Origin of the sequence: Exiguobacterium sp. PFWT01 (assembly GCF_018255795.1) — a bacterium.
Taxonomy (GTDB): domain Bacteria; phylum Bacillota; class Bacilli; order Exiguobacteriales; family Exiguobacteriaceae; genus Exiguobacterium.
In genome coordinates this window covers 945,317-961,477 of record NZ_CP073755.1, presented here as the reverse complement: position 1 = coordinate 961,477, position 16,161 = coordinate 945,317, and the positions used below count along the sequence as shown (strand labels likewise).

The 16,161-nt window shown below is 49.2% G+C and carries 15 protein-coding genes and 1 riboswitch; of the genes, 2 read left to right on the top strand and 13 right to left on the bottom strand.

All coding sequences use genetic code 11. From position 1 onward, the window contains the following. Positions 1–8 precede the first annotated feature (8 nt). Entirely contained in the window at positions 9–1,217 is a 1,209-nt protein-coding gene (metK, locus tag KD909_RS04985) for a methionine adenosyltransferase (protein WP_012726792.1), read from the bottom strand. 132 nt (positions 1,218–1,349) lie between these two features. Further along, positions 1,350–1,469: riboswitch (SAM riboswitch) on the bottom strand. Positions 1,470–1,791: 322 nt separating this feature from the next. Between metK and pckA the strand changes: the two genes are divergently transcribed. Next, positions 1,792–3,363 carry a phosphoenolpyruvate carboxykinase (ATP) gene (pckA, locus tag KD909_RS04980; RefSeq protein ID WP_078147228.1) on the top strand — a complete coding sequence of 524 codons (1,572 nt, stop codon included), beginning with the start codon at positions 1,792–1,794 and terminating at the stop codon, positions 3,361–3,363. 15 nt (positions 3,364–3,378) lie between these two features. Here the strand turns inward: pckA and KD909_RS04975 are convergent, their stop codons facing one another. The 12 genes from KD909_RS04975 to KD909_RS04920 all read right to left on the bottom strand — a co-directional run bounded on the left by KD909_RS04975 (position 3,379) and on the right by KD909_RS04920 (position 13,346). Then, positions 3,379–4,143: an alpha/beta hydrolase family protein gene (locus KD909_RS04975; protein WP_031423073.1), complete on the bottom strand. Its 765-nt coding sequence runs from the start codon at positions 4,141–4,143 to the stop codon at positions 3,379–3,381. Then, complete coding sequence (ytkD, locus tag KD909_RS04970) at positions 4,124–4,597, bottom strand: RNA deprotection pyrophosphohydrolase (protein WP_012726795.1); 474 nt, start codon at positions 4,595–4,597, stop codon at positions 4,124–4,126. Before ytkD ends, KD909_RS04975 begins: the two co-directional genes overlap by 20 nt. Positions 4,598–4,696: 99 nt before the next feature. Then, entirely contained in the window at positions 4,697–6,049 is a 1,353-nt protein-coding gene (locus KD909_RS04965; RefSeq protein ID WP_074036426.1) for a glucose-6-phosphate isomerase, read from the bottom strand. Between the two features lie 106 nt (positions 6,050–6,155). Further along, entirely contained in the window at positions 6,156–7,319 is a 1,164-nt protein-coding gene (locus KD909_RS04960; RefSeq protein WP_211782568.1) for an iron-containing alcohol dehydrogenase, read from the bottom strand. 74 nt (positions 7,320–7,393) lie between these two features. After that, a complete protein-coding gene (locus KD909_RS04955; protein ID WP_211782567.1) occupies positions 7,394–8,386 on the bottom strand; it encodes a Gfo/Idh/MocA family protein in 993 nt (330 codons plus the stop codon). Between the two features lie 99 nt (positions 8,387–8,485). Beyond that, positions 8,486–8,878 (bottom strand): S1 domain-containing post-transcriptional regulator GSP13, encoded by a 393-nt coding sequence (gene yugI / locus KD909_RS04950; RefSeq protein ID WP_012726799.1) that lies wholly within the window; start codon positions 8,876–8,878, stop codon positions 8,486–8,488. A gap of 197 nt (positions 8,879–9,075) precedes the next feature. After that, the gene (locus KD909_RS04945; protein ID WP_211782566.1) at positions 9,076–10,320 is read right to left on the bottom strand and encodes a lysine N(6)-hydroxylase/L-ornithine N(5)-oxygenase family protein; all 1,245 of its coding nucleotides are present in this window, start codon (positions 10,318–10,320) and stop codon (positions 9,076–9,078) included. A gap of 58 nt (positions 10,321–10,378) precedes the next feature. Then, positions 10,379–11,563, bottom strand: coding sequence for an aminotransferase (locus KD909_RS04940; RefSeq protein ID WP_074036420.1), 1,185 nt, complete (start codon positions 11,561–11,563; stop codon positions 10,379–10,381). Continuing rightward, positions 11,560–12,054: an Lrp/AsnC family transcriptional regulator gene (locus tag KD909_RS04935; RefSeq protein WP_012726802.1), complete on the bottom strand. Its 495-nt coding sequence runs from the start codon at positions 12,052–12,054 to the stop codon at positions 11,560–11,562. The genes KD909_RS04940 and KD909_RS04935 overlap by 4 nt, the downstream gene beginning before the upstream one ends. Before the next feature lie 2 nt (positions 12,055–12,056). Continuing rightward, on the bottom strand, positions 12,057–12,857 hold the full coding sequence (locus tag KD909_RS04930; RefSeq protein WP_211782565.1) for a glycosyltransferase family 2 protein: 801 nt from the start codon (positions 12,855–12,857) through the stop codon (positions 12,057–12,059). Further along, complete coding sequence (locus KD909_RS04925) at positions 12,854–13,102, bottom strand: NifU N-terminal domain-containing protein (RefSeq protein ID WP_211782564.1); 249 nt, start codon at positions 13,100–13,102, stop codon at positions 12,854–12,856. The genes KD909_RS04930 and KD909_RS04925 overlap by 4 nt, the downstream gene beginning before the upstream one ends. 13 nt (positions 13,103–13,115) lie before the next feature. Further along, positions 13,116–13,346 (bottom strand): DUF1871 family protein, encoded by a 231-nt coding sequence (locus KD909_RS04920; RefSeq protein ID WP_211782563.1) that lies wholly within the window; start codon positions 13,344–13,346, stop codon positions 13,116–13,118. Positions 13,347–13,878: 532 nt separating this feature from the next. Here KD909_RS04920 and KD909_RS04915 point away from each other — a divergent pair. Continuing rightward, entirely contained in the window at positions 13,879–16,134 is a 2,256-nt protein-coding gene (locus KD909_RS04915) for a ribonucleoside-diphosphate reductase subunit alpha (protein ID WP_371149666.1), read from the top strand. Positions 16,135–16,161: the final 27 nt, after the last annotated feature.

Sequence of the window (16,161 nt, the reverse complement as noted above, 5' to 3'; positions counted from 1 at the left end):
TTTGATGATTACGCGAAACGTTTCGCGCCTTCTTCAAGAATGGCTGCTTTATCTGTTTGCTCCCATGGGAGTTCGATATCTGTACGACCGAAGTGACCGTATGCTGCCGTTTGTTTGTAGATTGGGCGACGAAGGTCGAGCATCTTGATGATGCCTGCCGGACGGAGGTCAAAGTTCTCACGAACGAGTTCAACGAGTTCCGTTTCGCTCAATTTACCTGTGCCGAACGTATCGACAGCGATTGATACTGGGTGTGCAACACCGATTGCGTACGCAAGTTGAACTTCCGCTTTATCCGCAAGGCCTGCTGCAACGATGTTTTTCGCTACATAGCGAGCTGCGTATGCCGCTGAACGGTCAACTTTTGTAGGATCTTTACCAGAGAATGCGCCGCCACCGTGACGAGCGTATCCACCGTACGTATCAACGATGATCTTACGTCCTGTCAAACCTGCATCTCCTTGTGGTCCACCGATTACGAAGCGACCAGTCGGGTTGATGAAGTATTTTGTTTCAGCATCGATGAGTTCAGCCGGAATGACTGCCTCGATGACATGTTTTTTCAAGTCTTCTTGAATTTGCTCAAGCGTGATCTCTTCAGCGTGTTGTGTCGAAATAACGATCGTATCGATGCGAACAGGGTTGTTGTCCTCATCATACTCAACCGTTACTTGCGTCTTCCCGTCCGGACGAAGGTACTCGAGCGTACCGTTCTTACGTACTTCAGCAAGACGACGTGACAACTTATGTGCCAACGAGATCGGAAGTGGCATGAGTTCAGGTGTCTCATTTGTTGCATAACCGAACATGAGACCTTGGTCTCCTGCACCGATTGCATCGAGTTCCTCTTCAGTCATCTGACCTTCACGTGCTTCAAGCGCTTGGTCAACACCTTGCGCGATATCTACCGATTGCTCATCAATCGACGTCAAGACCGCACACGTTTCAGCATCAAAGCCATATTTTGCACGCGTGTATCCGATTTCGCGGATTGTTTCACGGACAACTTTCGGGATATCCACGTAAGTTGACGTTGTGATTTCACCAGCTACGAGTACAAGACCTGTTGTGACAGACGTTTCTGCCGCAACACGGGCATTCGGGTCTTCCGCTAAAATGGCATCCAAGATGGAGTCAGAAATCTGATCACAAATTTTGTCTGGATGTCCTTCAGTAACCGACTCTGAAGTAAAAAGTCGACGGTTCAATTTTGACATTCAAAAAACCTCCTATAATAAGGGTATTATGTGGACGGTACTCGTTCCCCTTACGCGTTGCTTTGGGACGGTAATGAAAAAAACCTCCCCCGATGACATACATTGGGAAAGGTTGAATCGTTCTTCCTTACCCTCTTATCGTTCGAAGCTAATGGCTTCGCTTCAGGATAGCACCTTTTCCGCACAAGACTTCATGTCGGACGGTTGCTGGGCTTCGTAGGGCCTTGTTCCCTCCACCGCTCAGAATAAGAGTATCCGTTACGAAAACCATCATATAAATGACACTCGATTATGTCAAGGGAATCAGACGAATTCGTAAAAGTTTTCACTGACTTGCAAAACATTTCTGTTTGTGAATCGTCAAACATTTTTTTATTTCGTTTCTGTTTTTTAACACCTTGTGATAAGAGAATGTGATAAAATGACTTTGTAAGAAAGCGCTTACTTAGAGAGAAGAAACGCTTGTGTTTAATTAGTGTGTCACATATAATTAAAAATGTCATACTGATTAATCGTAATCGCGGAAGTATGCGGATTTCATCCACATCTATTTAGGGGAAAGGTGGGATTCAGGATGGCGACAACGCTCCTGAAAATCGAAGAATTAATTAATGGTGCCGACATGTTACGGAACTTGACGGTTCCAGAGCTGGTGGAAGAAGCCATTCAAAATGGTGAAGGTGTACTGACAAAAGACGGGGCATTATCTGTCAGCACCGGTGCTTTTACTGGACGGTCACCGAAAGACAAATTCGTCGTACAAGATGAAGTCAGCAACAACCTCGTCGATTGGGGTAAAGTGAACCAACCGATCGCAGAAGAGAAGTTTTCAGCACTTCTCGACAAAGTGCTCGACCATTTAGAAAAGAAGGATAAGCTGTATTATCTAGAAGCATCTGCTGGTGCAGATGAACATTATACGTTGCCGGTCCGTGCCATCACGGAGTATGCGTGGCACAGTCTATTCGCTAAACAATTGTTCTTACGCGAATGGCCAACGAAAGGTGCGTTCGACCCGTTCACGGTCATTTATGCACCGAGCTATAAAGCAGACCCTGCCGTCGATGGTACGAACTCTGAGACGTTCATTCTCGTCTCATTCGCCAAGCGCACGATTCTGATCGGGGGAACAGAATACGGTGGCGAAATTAAAAAATCAATCTTCTCCGTCATGAACTTCTTGCTACCCGAGCAGAACGTGTTATCGATGCACTGTTCGGCAAACGTCAACGATGCGAACGAAACGGCACTCTTCTTCGGATTGTCGGGGACTGGGAAGACAACGCTCTCGGCTGACCCTGAGCGTCACTTGATTGGAGACGACGAACACGGATGGTCACCGGACGGGGTCTTCAACATCGAAGGCGGTTGTTACGCGAAGACAATCAACTTGTCTCGTGAGAACGAACCTCAAATCTATGATGCGATTCGCTTCGGTTCATTGATTGAAAACGTCGTGTTGAATGAAGATCGTACACCAGACTATAAAAATATTTCCTTGACGGAAAACACGCGTGCGGCATATCCAATCGAGTTCATCGACAATGCGATGCTCCCATCACGCGCCGGTCATCCGAATACGATTGTCTTCTTGACGGCAGATGCCTATGGCGTCTTGCCTCCGATCAGCAAACTGACGAAAGAACAGGCGATGTACCACTTCTTGTCGGGTTATACGTCAAAACTTGCTGGTACGGAGCGCGGTGTCACAGAACCGCAGGCGACCTTCTCGACTTGCTTCGGTTCACCGTTCCTTCCGCTCGCTCCAGAGCGTTACGCGGATATGCTCGGAAAATTGATCGAGCAACACGACGTAGATGTCTACCTCGTCAACACAGGTTGGACTGGCGGTGCATACGGTGAAGGTTCGCGTATGAAACTCGCGTACACGCGTGCGATGGTCAACGCCGCAGTCAACGGTCAACTTCGTGACGTCGAGACGATGAAACATGACATTTTCAACGTCGAGATTCCAGTAGCCATCGAAGGCGTACCGAGTGACGTGCTCAATCCACGTGACACGTGGAGCGACCCAGCTCGCTACGATGTCGAGGCGAAAGCACTCGCAATGAAATTTAAAGAGAACTTCACACGGTTCACGAAAGCGAGTGAATCGGTCATCGCAGCCGGTCCACTGGTCATCTAATACAAAAGCACCGACTCATCGAGTCGGTGCTTTTGCTTGTCGTAACATCCATTCCATCGCTTGTTCGGTCGTCTCCCATTTATCCCAAAATGGGAGTTGGTGTCCGAACGGAAGCACCCAAAACTCGGCCTGCTCCCCTAACTTCTCGGCGACTGCTGTCGCATGACGCAAACGGACCTGCTCGTCATCCGTACCATGGATGATCAGCGTTGGGGCATCCCATTCCTTATAAAGCGGAGAACGTTCTGTATATGCTGTTTCTGCCGATTCGGGGTCTCCCCCCGTCATGCGACGTAACATTTTCCGCATCGAGCGTTGCTCTTCATACGTCCACTCTAGATTGGTCACACCGGCCCATGAGGTGACGGTGGTGACCGGGCGTTCAGATGCGAGAGAGAGTGCCATCATCCCGCCTCGTGAAAAACCGAGCGCATGAATCGGTCGTCCGCTCGTTTGGACACGATCATAGAGCGAGAGCACGTCCTCCAAATCCTCTCCACCGAAGTCCTCTTTTCCCGTGCCCCCGTGATTACCTCGATAAACCGGGGCCACCACGTGAAAACCGCGGGCCGCAAACTGCATGAGGCGCGGTAACCGAACGTCCCCGATTCGTGCCGTTCCCCCTCGTAAGTACATCAACACCTGTCCATTCGACCGTTTCGGTTCAATCGAATAGGCGACGACCTCTTCCCCATCATTCGTCGTGTACCACCCACGCGTCACCCGGTAACCGGCGTATGGTGGCAACACGTCGATTCGATCAAACCAGTTGTTGCTCATGGAGCACCCTCATCGTTTCTGGTAAGACACGGTCCTTCATCATAAAGCTGTAACGTGGATTCCGTAGTAGATTGTCCGGCAAGACATCGATCAAGACGGCCCCATCCGTCTCGTCAACCGCGGGATGATCTTCGAAACGTTCAATCTCCGCAAAATAGATATTTTTGATGACTGTGTCACCACGACCGAGCACACGATATTGCCCCATGTATCGTAACGTCTTGACGACGCCTCCGGTCTCTTCATATACTTCCCGGATGGCCGCGGCATCCTCATGTTCGCCCGGTTCGACTTTCCCACCTGGAAACTCGAGCCCTCGTTGTTTATGCTTCGTCAATACCCATTTGTCCTTGTAACGGGCGACGACCCAGACGTGGAGCGGCGTGTCTGAGAACGGATAATGGGTGAAGCTTAACTCGACTTGATTATGATAGTAATCCTTGAATGTCTTCATAGTCCATCCCTTTCTTTCCCCTGTCTACTCTCACTTTACCTTGTCTGCACCCAGTTTCAAACAAAAAAATCGGTCCGACGCGCGGACCGATTCGTTTTCTTATTGATTCAAGCGTTTTTCGAGTTCTGCTTTTTGTTCTTCATACCCTGGTTTACCGAGTAGTGCGAACATGTTCGCTTTGTATGCTTCGACGCCTGGCTGGTTGAACGGGTTCACCCCGAGGATGTATCCGCTCATCGCACATGCTTTCTCGAAGAAGTAGAATAAGTAACCGAGGTGGTACGGTGTCATCTCTGGCAATTCGACGACGAGGTTCGGTACGTCGCCATCTGTATGCGCGAGGAGCGTCCCTTCTGTCGCCTTGTCGTTCACGAACTGAATCGTTTCGCCTGCGAGGAAGTTCAAGCCATCCAAGTCTTGTGCGTCTTCTGGGACATTCATCGTGTGACGGACTTCTTTCACACGGATGACTGTCTCGAACAAGTCGCGACGACCTTCTTGAATGTATTGACCCATCGAGTGAAGGTCAGTCGAGAAGTCGACAGCTGCAGGGAAGATTCCTTTGTTGTCTTTCCCTTCTGATTCTCCGTAAAGCTGTTTCCACCACTCTGATACGTAGTGAAGTGCTGGCTCGTAGTTGACGAGCATCTCGATCGATTTGCCTTTCGCGTAAAGGGCGTTACGTACGACTGCATATTGGTACGCTTCGTTCTCAGCCAACTCAGGTGAGCTGTAGGCGTTTTGTGCATCACGTGCGCCTTCCATCAAGGCATCGATATCGATTCCTGCAGCGGCAATCGGAAGAAGTCCGACTGGCGTGAGGACAGAGAAGCGTCCACCGACGTCATCTGGAATAACGAACGTTTCGTATCCTTCTGCGTCCGCGAGCGTCTTGAGGGCGCCACGGGCACGGTCTGTCGTTGCATAAATCCGTTCACGCGCTCCATCTTGACCGTATTTGTCTTCCATGAACTGCTTGAGGACACGGAATGCGATCGCAGGTTCTGTCGTCGTTCCTGATTTCGAGATGACGTTGATTGAGACGTCTTTCCCTTCAAGCACTTGAAGCAATTCTCTCATATACGTTGAAGAGATGTTGTGGCCCGCATAGAATACTTGCGGCGCCTTGCGCTCTTCTTTTGACAATACGTTGAAGAACGAATGTTGAAGCATTTCGATCGCTGCACGGGCACCGAGGTAAGATCCTCCGATTCCGACGACGACGAGAACGTCTGAATTCTCGCGAATTCGTTCCGCCGCAGCTTTGATTCGTGCGAACTCATCTTGATCGTATTCGGTCGGAAGGTCGACCCACCCAAGAAAATCACTTCCGGCACCGCTCCGCTCGTGAATCACCGAGTGAAGGGTTTTTACCGTTTCTTGCATTTGGTCGATTTCATGCTTCCCTACGAATGAGAGCGCGTTTGAATAATCGAAACGTACAGTTGACATGTCATTTCCTCCTTTAAATCGCTCGTAAAAGAGCCATACATGACCCATCATAAACGGAAACGTTAGATTCGTTCAATCATTATGGCAAAATAGGCAAGAAATCGCCTTATTTACTGAGTTCGAGGATATGTGCGACATCTTCCCGTTCGAGCGTACGGAAACGACCGAATGCGCCACGTTTCATCGCAGAATCGAGAATCGCATCGAATGTCGACTCATCGATCTCATAGTCACGAAGCGAGTTCGGTGCACCGAGTTGATCGAAGAATGCACGTACAGCTTGGATCGTACGTTTCCCTGTCTCCAAATCGTTCTCGCCAGGCTCGACATCAAATACTTCTGTACCGAGTCGTGCGAAGCGAGCCGCGTTGTCTTCATCTAATACATGCTCCATCCAACGTGGGAAGAGAATCGCGAGACCTCCGGCATGCGGGATATCATGGACAGCGGATACTGCGTGTTCGATGTTGTGCGATGCCCAGTCACCCGATGCACCCATTTGCAGGACACCGTTCAATGCCATCGTACCTGAGAACAAGATGATGGCACGAAGGTCTACGTTCTCTAAATCGTTGACGAGTTTTGGTGCCGATTCAACGACTGCTTTCAAGACACCTTCTGTCATGCGTTCCTGTACCGGCGCATGGTTCGGGTGGAAGTATTGTTCGAAACAGTGGCTCATCATGTCGACGATGCCATAGATTGTCTGGTCTTTTGGAACTGAGACCGTGTAACGTGGGTCGAGGATCGAGAATGTCGGGAACACGAGCGGGTGGCCCCATCCGAACTTCTCTTGAGTCTCCCAGTTCGTAATGACCGATCCCGAGTTCATCTCCGACCCTGTCGCAGCGAGTGTAAGGACAGTCCCGAACGGTACCGCCTCTGTCGGGATATGTTCACGAAGCACGATGTCCCACGCGTCCCCGTCATATGGAATCGCTGCTGAAATCAATTTTGTACAGTCGATGACGGAACCGCCACCGACAGCAAGCAAGGCGTCAACGTCCTCTTCACGCGCAAATTTCACCGCACGACGTACCGTCTCGATGCGTGGGTTCGGTTCAACGCCTGAGAAGTCTACGTATGAGATGCCTGCTTTTTCAAGCTCGGTCACGACTTCATCGTACGTCCCGTTCTTTTTGATGCTTCCGCCACCATAGACGAGCATCACTTTCTTCGCGTCGAGCGCTTCGAGTTCTCCTGCTAATTTTTCGATCTGATGTGTCCCAAAAATTAGTTTTGTCGGGTTTTTGTATTCAAAGTTGTGCATAAGTCATCCTCCTCATAGAAATATGTAACACCTACACTATATACCCTGTTTTTACGGAATGAAAAGTATCGTGCTTATGCGTAGATGCGATCGATGATCCGATGCAAGATGACCGATTCCTCCGCTTGACGATAGTTCGGGTCTTCTCGACAAGCCTCAAGGAAGCGTTGGATTTGCCGCTCATACGGGTCGTGTTCAGTCAAATAAGCTGGTCGCTCGTCAAACAATGCCCCATATTTCTCCGTGTGGAGCGTGAGCGGGAACAGACTGGCTCCGGCGTTCGTGCCGCGACATTCCACTCGCATCGTATCTTTTTCCTCGATATTGGCCATGTAGCTGACGTCGAGCAACAAGGATGCTCCGTTTTCAAACGTGACCATCGCTCTCGCCGTGTCCTCAACCGAGAGCGAACTCGCGTCCCACTCCCCTAACAAACCGACACCAGGACGATTCCCTAAATATTGACCGACGTGCCCAACGACCTCTCTCGGTTTCGGGTATCCCATCAAATGAAGCGCTAGGTCTAACATATGCACACCAATGTCGAGCAGGGCGCCCCCGCCTTGCAGTTCTTTATTCGTGAAGACTCCCCATCCCGGAATGCCACGTCGCCGAAGGGCGAACGCCGTCGCTGCATAGATGTCTCCGAGTTCTCCCGCGTCAATCATTCGCTTCAACAGAACCGTATCCGCACGATGTCGGTAATGGAATCCGTAATGCAATGTTTTTCCGGCTCGTTTTGCCGCTTCTAACATCTCAATTGCCTCATTCTCCGAGATACCGGGTGGTTTCTCACAGAGAACGTGACATCCTGCTTCAAGCGCAAGCAGCACTTGCTCTTTATGTAAGGCGTTTGGTGTACAGATACTGACCGCATCGAGCTGTTCGTACGTGAGAATCTCCTCGACCGTCTCATAAACGTTCGGGATGCCGAACTGCCGGGCGACACGTTCCCCGTTTGCCCGTGTCCGGTTCATGACCGCTACCACCTCCATCCCTGCTTTGACATAATTCGGGATATGGGCACTCGTCGCAATCCCCCCCGTTCCGATGATGCCAATCTTCATATGATCTCCTCCTATTCGGTTTACAGTTTCGTCATACGTCCCACCGATTCCTGTAAAACAAAAAAGGTGACCCGTTTGGAACGGGTCACCTTGAAACACTTACTTCTTGAAGTTTGTGTTTTTGATCCAGTCTTCAAGTTTGTCTTTGAGGACTGTGAATCCTGGAGCTTCTTCTTGCTTGAAGTTTGAAGCTGCTTCGTTGCGGCGTGGCGCACGACGAGCTGGCTTCGCAGACTTCTCGCGTTTTGGAGCTTCTTGCGTCGCTTTCATTGAAAGCTTGATTTTTTTAGAAGCTTCGTCCACTTCAAGGATTTTCACTTCAACTTCTTGACCAACTTGAACGTAATCGTTTACGTCTTTTACGTAGTCGTGTGAGATTTCTGAAATGTGTACAAGACCTTGAGTCTCGTCATCGAGTGCTACGAAAGCACCGAATGGTTGGATTCCTGTTACTTTACCTGTTAATACTTGATCTTTTTCGTATTTTGCCATTACAAACAACTCCTATGCTAAATTCATCAACTTACTATAACATACTTTTTTCGATAAAGTGTAGAATTTAGTAAAAAAGATTATTTTTGACGTGTTGGTATGTTTTAAAGTCGAAGTGCGGGGTAAATACAAATCAAGCAAGACTTCAAGTATTCCCCCCTGATTCCGCTAGGCGACTCGCCTAGCCCTTTTTTTGTTCAAAATGTCGTAAACGGCTTCTGATGGCGAATCGGATAGATCGTTTCCCCAGCCATGTCGTTCAATATGACCGCATTTCGATAGACAGCCATCCCGAGATTCGTCGCAGCCGGACCATGCGAATGCTCTAAATTCGTATGCGTGAACAACTTCCCGCCTAACGACTCGCTCATGATCACTTCATACGTGTCACGTACTGCCCATTCTCCCTCTGCTTCCCATACGACCGGGAGCTGACCTACCCAAGATGGGACCACCGGGCGATACCCCGTCGCCACGACGACGAGATCGTACTCTCTTTCGATCACTTCTCCCGTATAGCGTTGCGTCCCTTTCAAACGATGTGTCAACCAATCATAAGTGATCGATTCCACTTCGACCTGTGTCATCATGTCAGCTTTCGCCGCTTGTCCTTCTGCAGTCCGATGATACAACGTCTCATAGATCGAGGTCATCGTCTCAGGATTGACACCGTGACGGAAACGCTCGAATGACCCGAGTAGCTCTTGCCGAGCGTCATACGGTAGCTTATGAAAATAATCGACATAATCCACACTAAAAATTTCATCCCCGAGCTTGCCTGCTTCGAGTGACTCAAAGTGTTCGGAGCGTGTGAGCCAGTCGACGCGTTGTTCATCCGTTGCCTCACGCAACAAATCAAGGAAGACTTCCGCAGCACTCTGTCCACTCCCGACGACCGCGACACGATATCGGTCTTTGAGGACGTCCCGGTACGTCAAATAATCGCTCGTATGAATGACTTGTTCAAACCCGTCCGGTACGAACGGCGCCGCCCCTGTCCCTAGGACGAGATGTCTTGCATGAACTTGTGTCGATTGCCCGTCCGATTCGACGGTCACGAGGAAGCCCTCTTCTTCCGCTCGGACGTCAGATACATAATGACCGAAACGAATCGTCGACAGTTGGTTAACAACCCAACGCAAATAACGATTGTATTCCGTTCGAGGAATCTTATCTTGTTCTTGGGTGATAAATGTTTGGAGTCGACCCGTATCACTCAAATAGTTCAGAAAACTCGATGGATGGGTCGGGTCCGCCAATGTGACGAGATCTTGTAAATAATGCGTCTGCATCGTCATCCCTTCAATCAACATGCCTTCATGCCACATCATCTCCGCACGTTGCTCAAAGCAAACCCCATGCAATTCAGTCTTCTCCGCAAGGGCCATGAGACCAAGATTATAAGGACCACACCCGATTGCAACAAAGTCAAATTGTTTCATCCTCTTCACCTCGCCCGTCTTTTCCCTTTCGTTATATCGCTAAAACGCCAAAGAACTCTCACGAATGAGAGTCCTTGGCTACTGTGACTTCGAATTGTTTCATGAAACGTTGAATCCGGAGAATCGCTTCTTGTAGTTGTTCGAGCGAAGTCGCATAACTCGCCCGGACGAACCCTTCCCCGCTCTCACCGAAGGCGTTTCCAGGAACAACGGCGACACGTTCTTCGACGAGAAGACGTTCTGCAAATTCTTCACTCGTCAATCCTGTATGTCGAATCGAAGGGAAGGCATAGAATGCTCCGCCTGGCACGTGCGTCGGGAGCCCTGCTTCATTCAGCGCTTGAATGAAATAGTTTCGACGTTGACGATAACTTTTCACCATGCTCGGCACGTGCTGATCACGGGTCCGAAGTGCCTCGAGTCCACCGAATTGAACGAGCGTTGGTGCACACATCATGCCGTATTGATGGACCTTCAACATCTCTCGCGTGACGATTTCCGGTGCGCATGTGAAGCCAAGGCGCCATCCAGTCATCGCGAACGCCTTCGAGAAACCGTTGACGACAATCGTCCGGTCTCGCATGTCGTGAAGCGTCGCAAAGCTGACAAATGGTTCGTCGTAACAGAGTTCCGCATAAATCTCATCGCTGACGACCCAAAGGTCATACTTTGTCGCGAGCTCTGCGATTTGTGCGAGTTCATCGCCATTCATCGTGGCGCCCGTCGGATTGGACGGGAAGCAGAGTAAAATCGCTTTCGTCCGTTCCGTGATGGCTTGCTCGACGTCTTCCCGATCGAGTCGAAACCCTTTTTCCGGACGACATGCGACAGGGACGACGGTCCCACCTGCCAACTCGATGAGTGGACCATATGAAACGAATGCCGGTTCGACCACGATGACCTCGTCCCCTGGATTAAGAAGGGCACGGAATGCGATATCGAGCGCCTGCGATGCCCCAGTCGTGACAATCAATTCAGACGTCGGATCGTACTCGACTAAAAAGCGTTCTTTCATATAAGTAGCGATCTCTTCGCGCAACTCGATGAGACCGGCGTTGGCGCTATACGCCGTATAGCCTTCTTCGAGTGCGGCATAGCTCGCTTCTCGCACGTTCCATGGTGTGATGAAATCCGGTTCTCCCACCCCGAGAGAGACCACGTTATCCATCGTCTGTGCTAAGTCAAAGAAACGGCGAATGCCCGATGGCTTCATCGAGACGACTTGATTCGATAAAGACTTCATGGCGTGATGTTCAACCGCTTATCTTCAGTTTGTGGGGTGAACAAGATCCCGTCATGTTTGTACGTCTTCAATTTGAAGTGGGTTGTCGTCGACAAGACCGAATCAAGCGGCGATAGTTTGTCTGAGACAAATGAGGCGACGTCTTGAAGCGAGTTCGCCCGAATGACGACTTGAAGGTCATACGCCCCCGACATCAAATAAAGCGCCGTCACTTCTGGGAAGCGATAAATACGCTCGGCCACGTCGTCAAATCCGCGTCCTCTTTTCGGAGTGACTTTAACGTCAATGAAGGCAGTGACATCGTGACGATTGATTTTTTGCCAATTGACCATGGCACGAAATCCGAGGAGAATCCCGTCTTGCTTGAATTTCTCAAGCATCGACTCAATCGTCTCCTCATCGAGTGCCAACAAATCAGCCAACATCTTCGTCTCGAGATACCCTTTTTCTTCTAGCAGCTCTAACAACTCAAGTTCTTTTGATGAATACATACTTATTCTCCTTCCGTTCGACCAGGTAGCACGCCTGTGAACGTTCTCTCTGTCTGTCTCACGAATACACGTCTTTCCTCCTGAACGATATGGAAATTCTTCATCTCCATGTCTGTCAGACCGTGTTTTTGACAGAAATGATCAAAATAACGACGTCTCGTTTCATCCTGTTTTGCCGACAGGTTATCGGTCCCGTTGAAGGCGTAAAGTACCGTCGCACGCGCCGGGTGTGACACGGTGAATGCATCCATCACTCTCAACAAGAAATCCCAATCCCAGTAGTTATAGACGTCTTCGTCGAATAGACCGATCGTGTCATGAATCGATTTGCGATACATCGTGCCCGAAGGGATGAACGTCGAGTCCTGACGCATCCGCTCTCGATCAAACGCGTAAGCGAACGGTTCCCAGTCCGTCACGACACGACGGCCCGCTCTCCATTCGAATCGGAACAGTTCAGCGTCCGAATAGACGAGGTCTGCCTGTTGAAGGTCGCGTAGCCCCTCCTCCAGATGTGTCGGCATGAGTAAATCGTCATCGTCAAGTAACAAGATGACATCGCCTCTCGCCTCGAGGACACCACGATTACGGGCCCGGACGTGATGGTTCTCACCCACTTCGATGACACGTGCATCCAATTGATTCAAAAAAGGCGCCAAAAGATGTTGTTTTGGCGGCCCTTCATTATTCATGACCAAGACCTCAAACTGCTGAAACGTTTGGACCGTTAGACTTTCAAGCAGTTCCGTCAGTTCCGTCTCGCGTTTATACGCCGGAATGACAATCGAGACAATCGGGTTCATCCGCGATATGCCGTCTCAACGTGAGGAAGAATCGCTTCCCAGCTCACGCCATTCTCTTTTGATACGGTCACAAAGTCACCATAAGCAAACACGCTCTCGACGCCCTCGATTTCAACTAGTTTTGCGAGGAGCGGATGATCTGTCGCTTCGCCCGCCTTTACACTTTGACTCTTGGCGCCAAACACGTTCTCTGGAAGTGTCACTTTCATCGCATTCGGATTCGGTGTTGGATCAATTCGTAACATTATGGGTTCCTCCTTATAGTTGGCAAGATGACGAGGCGAGGAGTCGCTGCGCCATCTCGAAAATCTCTGTTTCTGGTGGACACGCATCGAACGCTTCAAGAAGCGTTCGGTGAATCACTTCGGTCAATTGTTCAGGAGAATCGACATAAGTCAATGCCATCATGACCTCATCAAACTCCGGTCCGTATGAACCTGCCCCATAACCGAGTGGGTCCCATGTTAATAATAAGTCTTCTGTACGCACTTGTTAAACCCTTCTTTTCGCTGAAATTCCATGTCCTACTTCACCAATCTACCTTACTTTTTAATCGGATACCAGCCTTGACAAATGGATTCATATTTCTTGATTCATCGGAACACTATATCTAGTATGAAATGAATATGCAGGTATTTTGATAAGTAACGTCAAATACAATCCATTCCACCTTAAACAAACGGATAAAATCTTTCATCAAGAGTGATGAAATCGAATTCATCAATTTGTGAAAAAACAAGCAAAGACAATACATAAATTTTTTTCATCTCAGTTCTCTGTCTCAAATTGGGTCATGAAGCCCTTTTGGAGCAAAAGCAAAAAGGCGACGGGCACATTCCAGAATGTCAAGGATTGAAAAACTAAATATAGGTGTTTTATGATTAAAAAGATAAAAAAGTGTCAATATATAGTTAACGGGTATTTTGGTCGTTACGTATATATTGTGACAGGTTAGGAAGTTCTTATTATTCTTTCATAACGTCTACACCATCTAAAGGAGTGATCTATTTTGACATCCCCTATCCATCACGAGACGATGCTACCAGCGGCTCCAACGCTTGCTGACGTCTCTTCTCTTATTCAATCTATCCAGACACGGTATCCTCACTTAAGCGTAGAGCGCTATGAAGAACGGGCGATTCGGGCGCTCGAGACAAAAACGCTAACACAAGATGTAGTATATGACTTATTGACGATGCACGCCCTCGATATGTTGAAAGCCGAAGAACCGGACTGGACGTTCGTGGCAACGGAGATGTACTTGAACCGCCTCTATCTCGAAGCGGCACGCAACCGCGGTTACGAAGCATCCATGCGTTATGGTAACTTCTATCAACTGGTTGAGACGTTAACATCAAAACGCATCTTCACGTCAGCGCTTCTCGATACGTATTCAAAAGAAGACATGGACCATCTCGAAACATTGATCGATCCATCTCGTGACCGTCTCTTCACATATATCGGACTCCGCACGTTGTCGGACCGCTATCTTGGGCGCGATCATGTGAAGAACCTTTATGAGCTTCCACAGGAACGCTTCATGGTCATCGCAATGACGCTCATGCAAAAAGAAGACGAGACGACTCGCTTGAAGCTCGTCGAAGAAGCTTATTGGGCCTTATCAAACCTTTATATGACGGTCGCGACACCAACGTTGTCAAACGCCGGCAAATCATATGGACAGCTCAGCTCTTGTTTCATTGATACAGTCGACGACTCTCTCCGTGGCATTTATGATTCGAACACCGATGTGGCGACACTCTCAAAAGGTGGCGGCGGAATCGGTGTCTACCTCGGGAAAATCCGTTCACGTGGTAGTGACATCAAAGGATTCAAAGGCGTCTCAAGCGGTGCCCTTCCTTGGATGAAGCAGTTGAATAACACAGCCGTCTCGGTCGACCAACTCGGTATGCGTCAAGGCTCTATTGCCGTTTATTTAGACATTTGGCATAAGGACATCTTCGAATTCCTCGACGCGAAATTGAACAACGGGGATGAGCGTCTCCGGACACACGACTTGTTCACAGGCGTCTGCCTCCCGGATCTCTTCATGCGTACGGTCGAGGCACGCGGCGACTGGCACTTGTTCGATCCACACGAGATTCGTACCGTGATGGGATATAGCCTAGAAGACTATTTCGACGAGTCAGAGAACGGTGGAAGCTTCACCGAGAAATATATGGAATGTGTCAATACGCCAGAATTATCCCGTGTGACGGTTCCGGCCATCGACCTTGTAAAACGTTACATGCGCTCACAACTTGAAACCGGTACACCATACATGTTCTTCCGAGATGCAGTGAACCGCGCAAACCCAAACAAACATGCAGGGATGATTTACAGTTCAAACCTCTGTTCCGAAATCGCGCAAAACATGTCGGCAACGACAATCGAAGAAGAATATACACAAGACGGAAAAATCGTCATCACAAAGACACCTGGTGATTTCGTCGTCTGTAACTTGAGTTCGATCGCACTTGCTCGTGCCGTGAAAGCCGATGTGCTCGAACGACTCATCCCAATTCAAATGCGTATGCTCGACAACGTCATCGACTTGAACACCATTGAAGTGCCACAAGCGATGATCACGAACCAGAAGTATCGTGCCGTCGGTCTCGGAACATTCGGTTGGCACCATTTGCTCGCACTCGAAGGAATCCGCTGGGAATCGGTCGATGCCGTCCAATACGCAGAAAAGCTTTATGAGAAGATTGCTTACCTCACGATTCAAGCTTCAATGGAACTCGCCAAGGAAAAAGGCGCTTTCGGTGTCTTCGAAGGTTCAGAATGGCATACAGGCGAATACTTCAAGCGCCGGAACTATCGTTCACATGATGACCTCGATTGGGACGGTCTCGCTGAAGCGGTGCATCAAAACGGTGTCCGTAACGCCTATATGATGGCTGTCGCACCAAACTCATCAACGGCGATTATCGCTGGTAGCACTGCATCTATCGATCCGGTCTACAAAAAAGTCTACTCAGAAGAGAAGAAAAACTATAAGATTCCAGTCACGGTGCCGGACTTGACACCAGACACGAACTGGTTCTATAAATCAGCATTTGAAATCGATCAATTATGGAGCATCCGTCAAAACGCGGCTCGCCAGCGCCACATCGACCAAGCCATCAGCTTCAACTTATACGTGAAGAACGATGTAAAAGCGACAGAGCTTCTTGCGATGCACCTCGAGGCATGGTCTCTTGGCATGAAGTCGATTTACTACACTCGTTCGACGACTGTCGAAGTCGACGAATGTGAGTCGTGCGCTTCGTAAACCGTCGTCCTAATCATATGTACATTT

What these genes read in the sequence shown, in the direction of transcription:
- KD909_RS04975 (WP_031423073.1), bottom strand. Translation starts at nt 4,143, where the DNA reads ATGAGCAACAACTGGTTTGATCGAATCGACGTGTTGCCACCATACGCC.
- KD909_RS04955 (WP_211782567.1), bottom strand. Translation starts at nt 8,386, where the DNA reads ATGAAGATTGGCATCATCGGAACGGGGGGGATTGCGACGAGTGCCCAT.
- pckA (WP_078147228.1), top strand. Translation starts at nt 1,792, where the DNA reads ATGGCGACAACGCTCCTGAAAATCGAAGAATTAATTAATGGTGCCGAC.
- KD909_RS04930 (WP_211782565.1), bottom strand. Translation starts at nt 12,857, where the DNA reads ATGAACCCGATTGTCTCGATTGTCATTCCGGCGTATAAACGCGAGACG.
- yugI (WP_012726799.1), bottom strand. Translation starts at nt 8,878, where the DNA reads ATGGCAAAATACGAAAAAGATCAAGTATTAACAGGTAAAGTAACAGGA.
- KD909_RS04965 (WP_074036426.1), bottom strand. Translation starts at nt 6,049, where the DNA reads ATGTCAACTGTACGTTTCGATTATTCAAACGCGCTCTCATTCGTAGGG.
- ytkD (WP_012726795.1), bottom strand. Translation starts at nt 4,597, where the DNA reads ATGAAGACATTCAAGGATTACTATCATAATCAAGTCGAGTTAAGCTTC.
- KD909_RS04960 (WP_211782568.1), bottom strand. Translation starts at nt 7,319, where the DNA reads ATGCACAACTTTGAATACAAAAACCCGACAAAACTAATTTTTGGGACA.
- KD909_RS04935 (WP_012726802.1), bottom strand. Translation starts at nt 12,054, where the DNA reads ATGTATTCATCAAAAGAACTTGAGTTGTTAGAGCTGCTAGAAGAAAAA.
- KD909_RS04945 (WP_211782566.1), bottom strand. Translation starts at nt 10,320, where the DNA reads ATGAAACAATTTGACTTTGTTGCAATCGGGTGTGGTCCTTATAATCTT.
- KD909_RS04925 (WP_211782564.1), bottom strand. Translation starts at nt 13,102, where the DNA reads ATGTTACGAATTGATCCAACACCGAATCCGAATGCGATGAAAGTGACA.
- metK (WP_012726792.1), bottom strand. Translation starts at nt 1,217, where the DNA reads ATGTCAAAATTGAACCGTCGACTTTTTACTTCAGAGTCGGTTACTGAA.
- KD909_RS04940 (WP_074036420.1), bottom strand. Translation starts at nt 11,563, where the DNA reads ATGAAGTCTTTATCGAATCAAGTCGTCTCGATGAAGCCATCGGGCATT.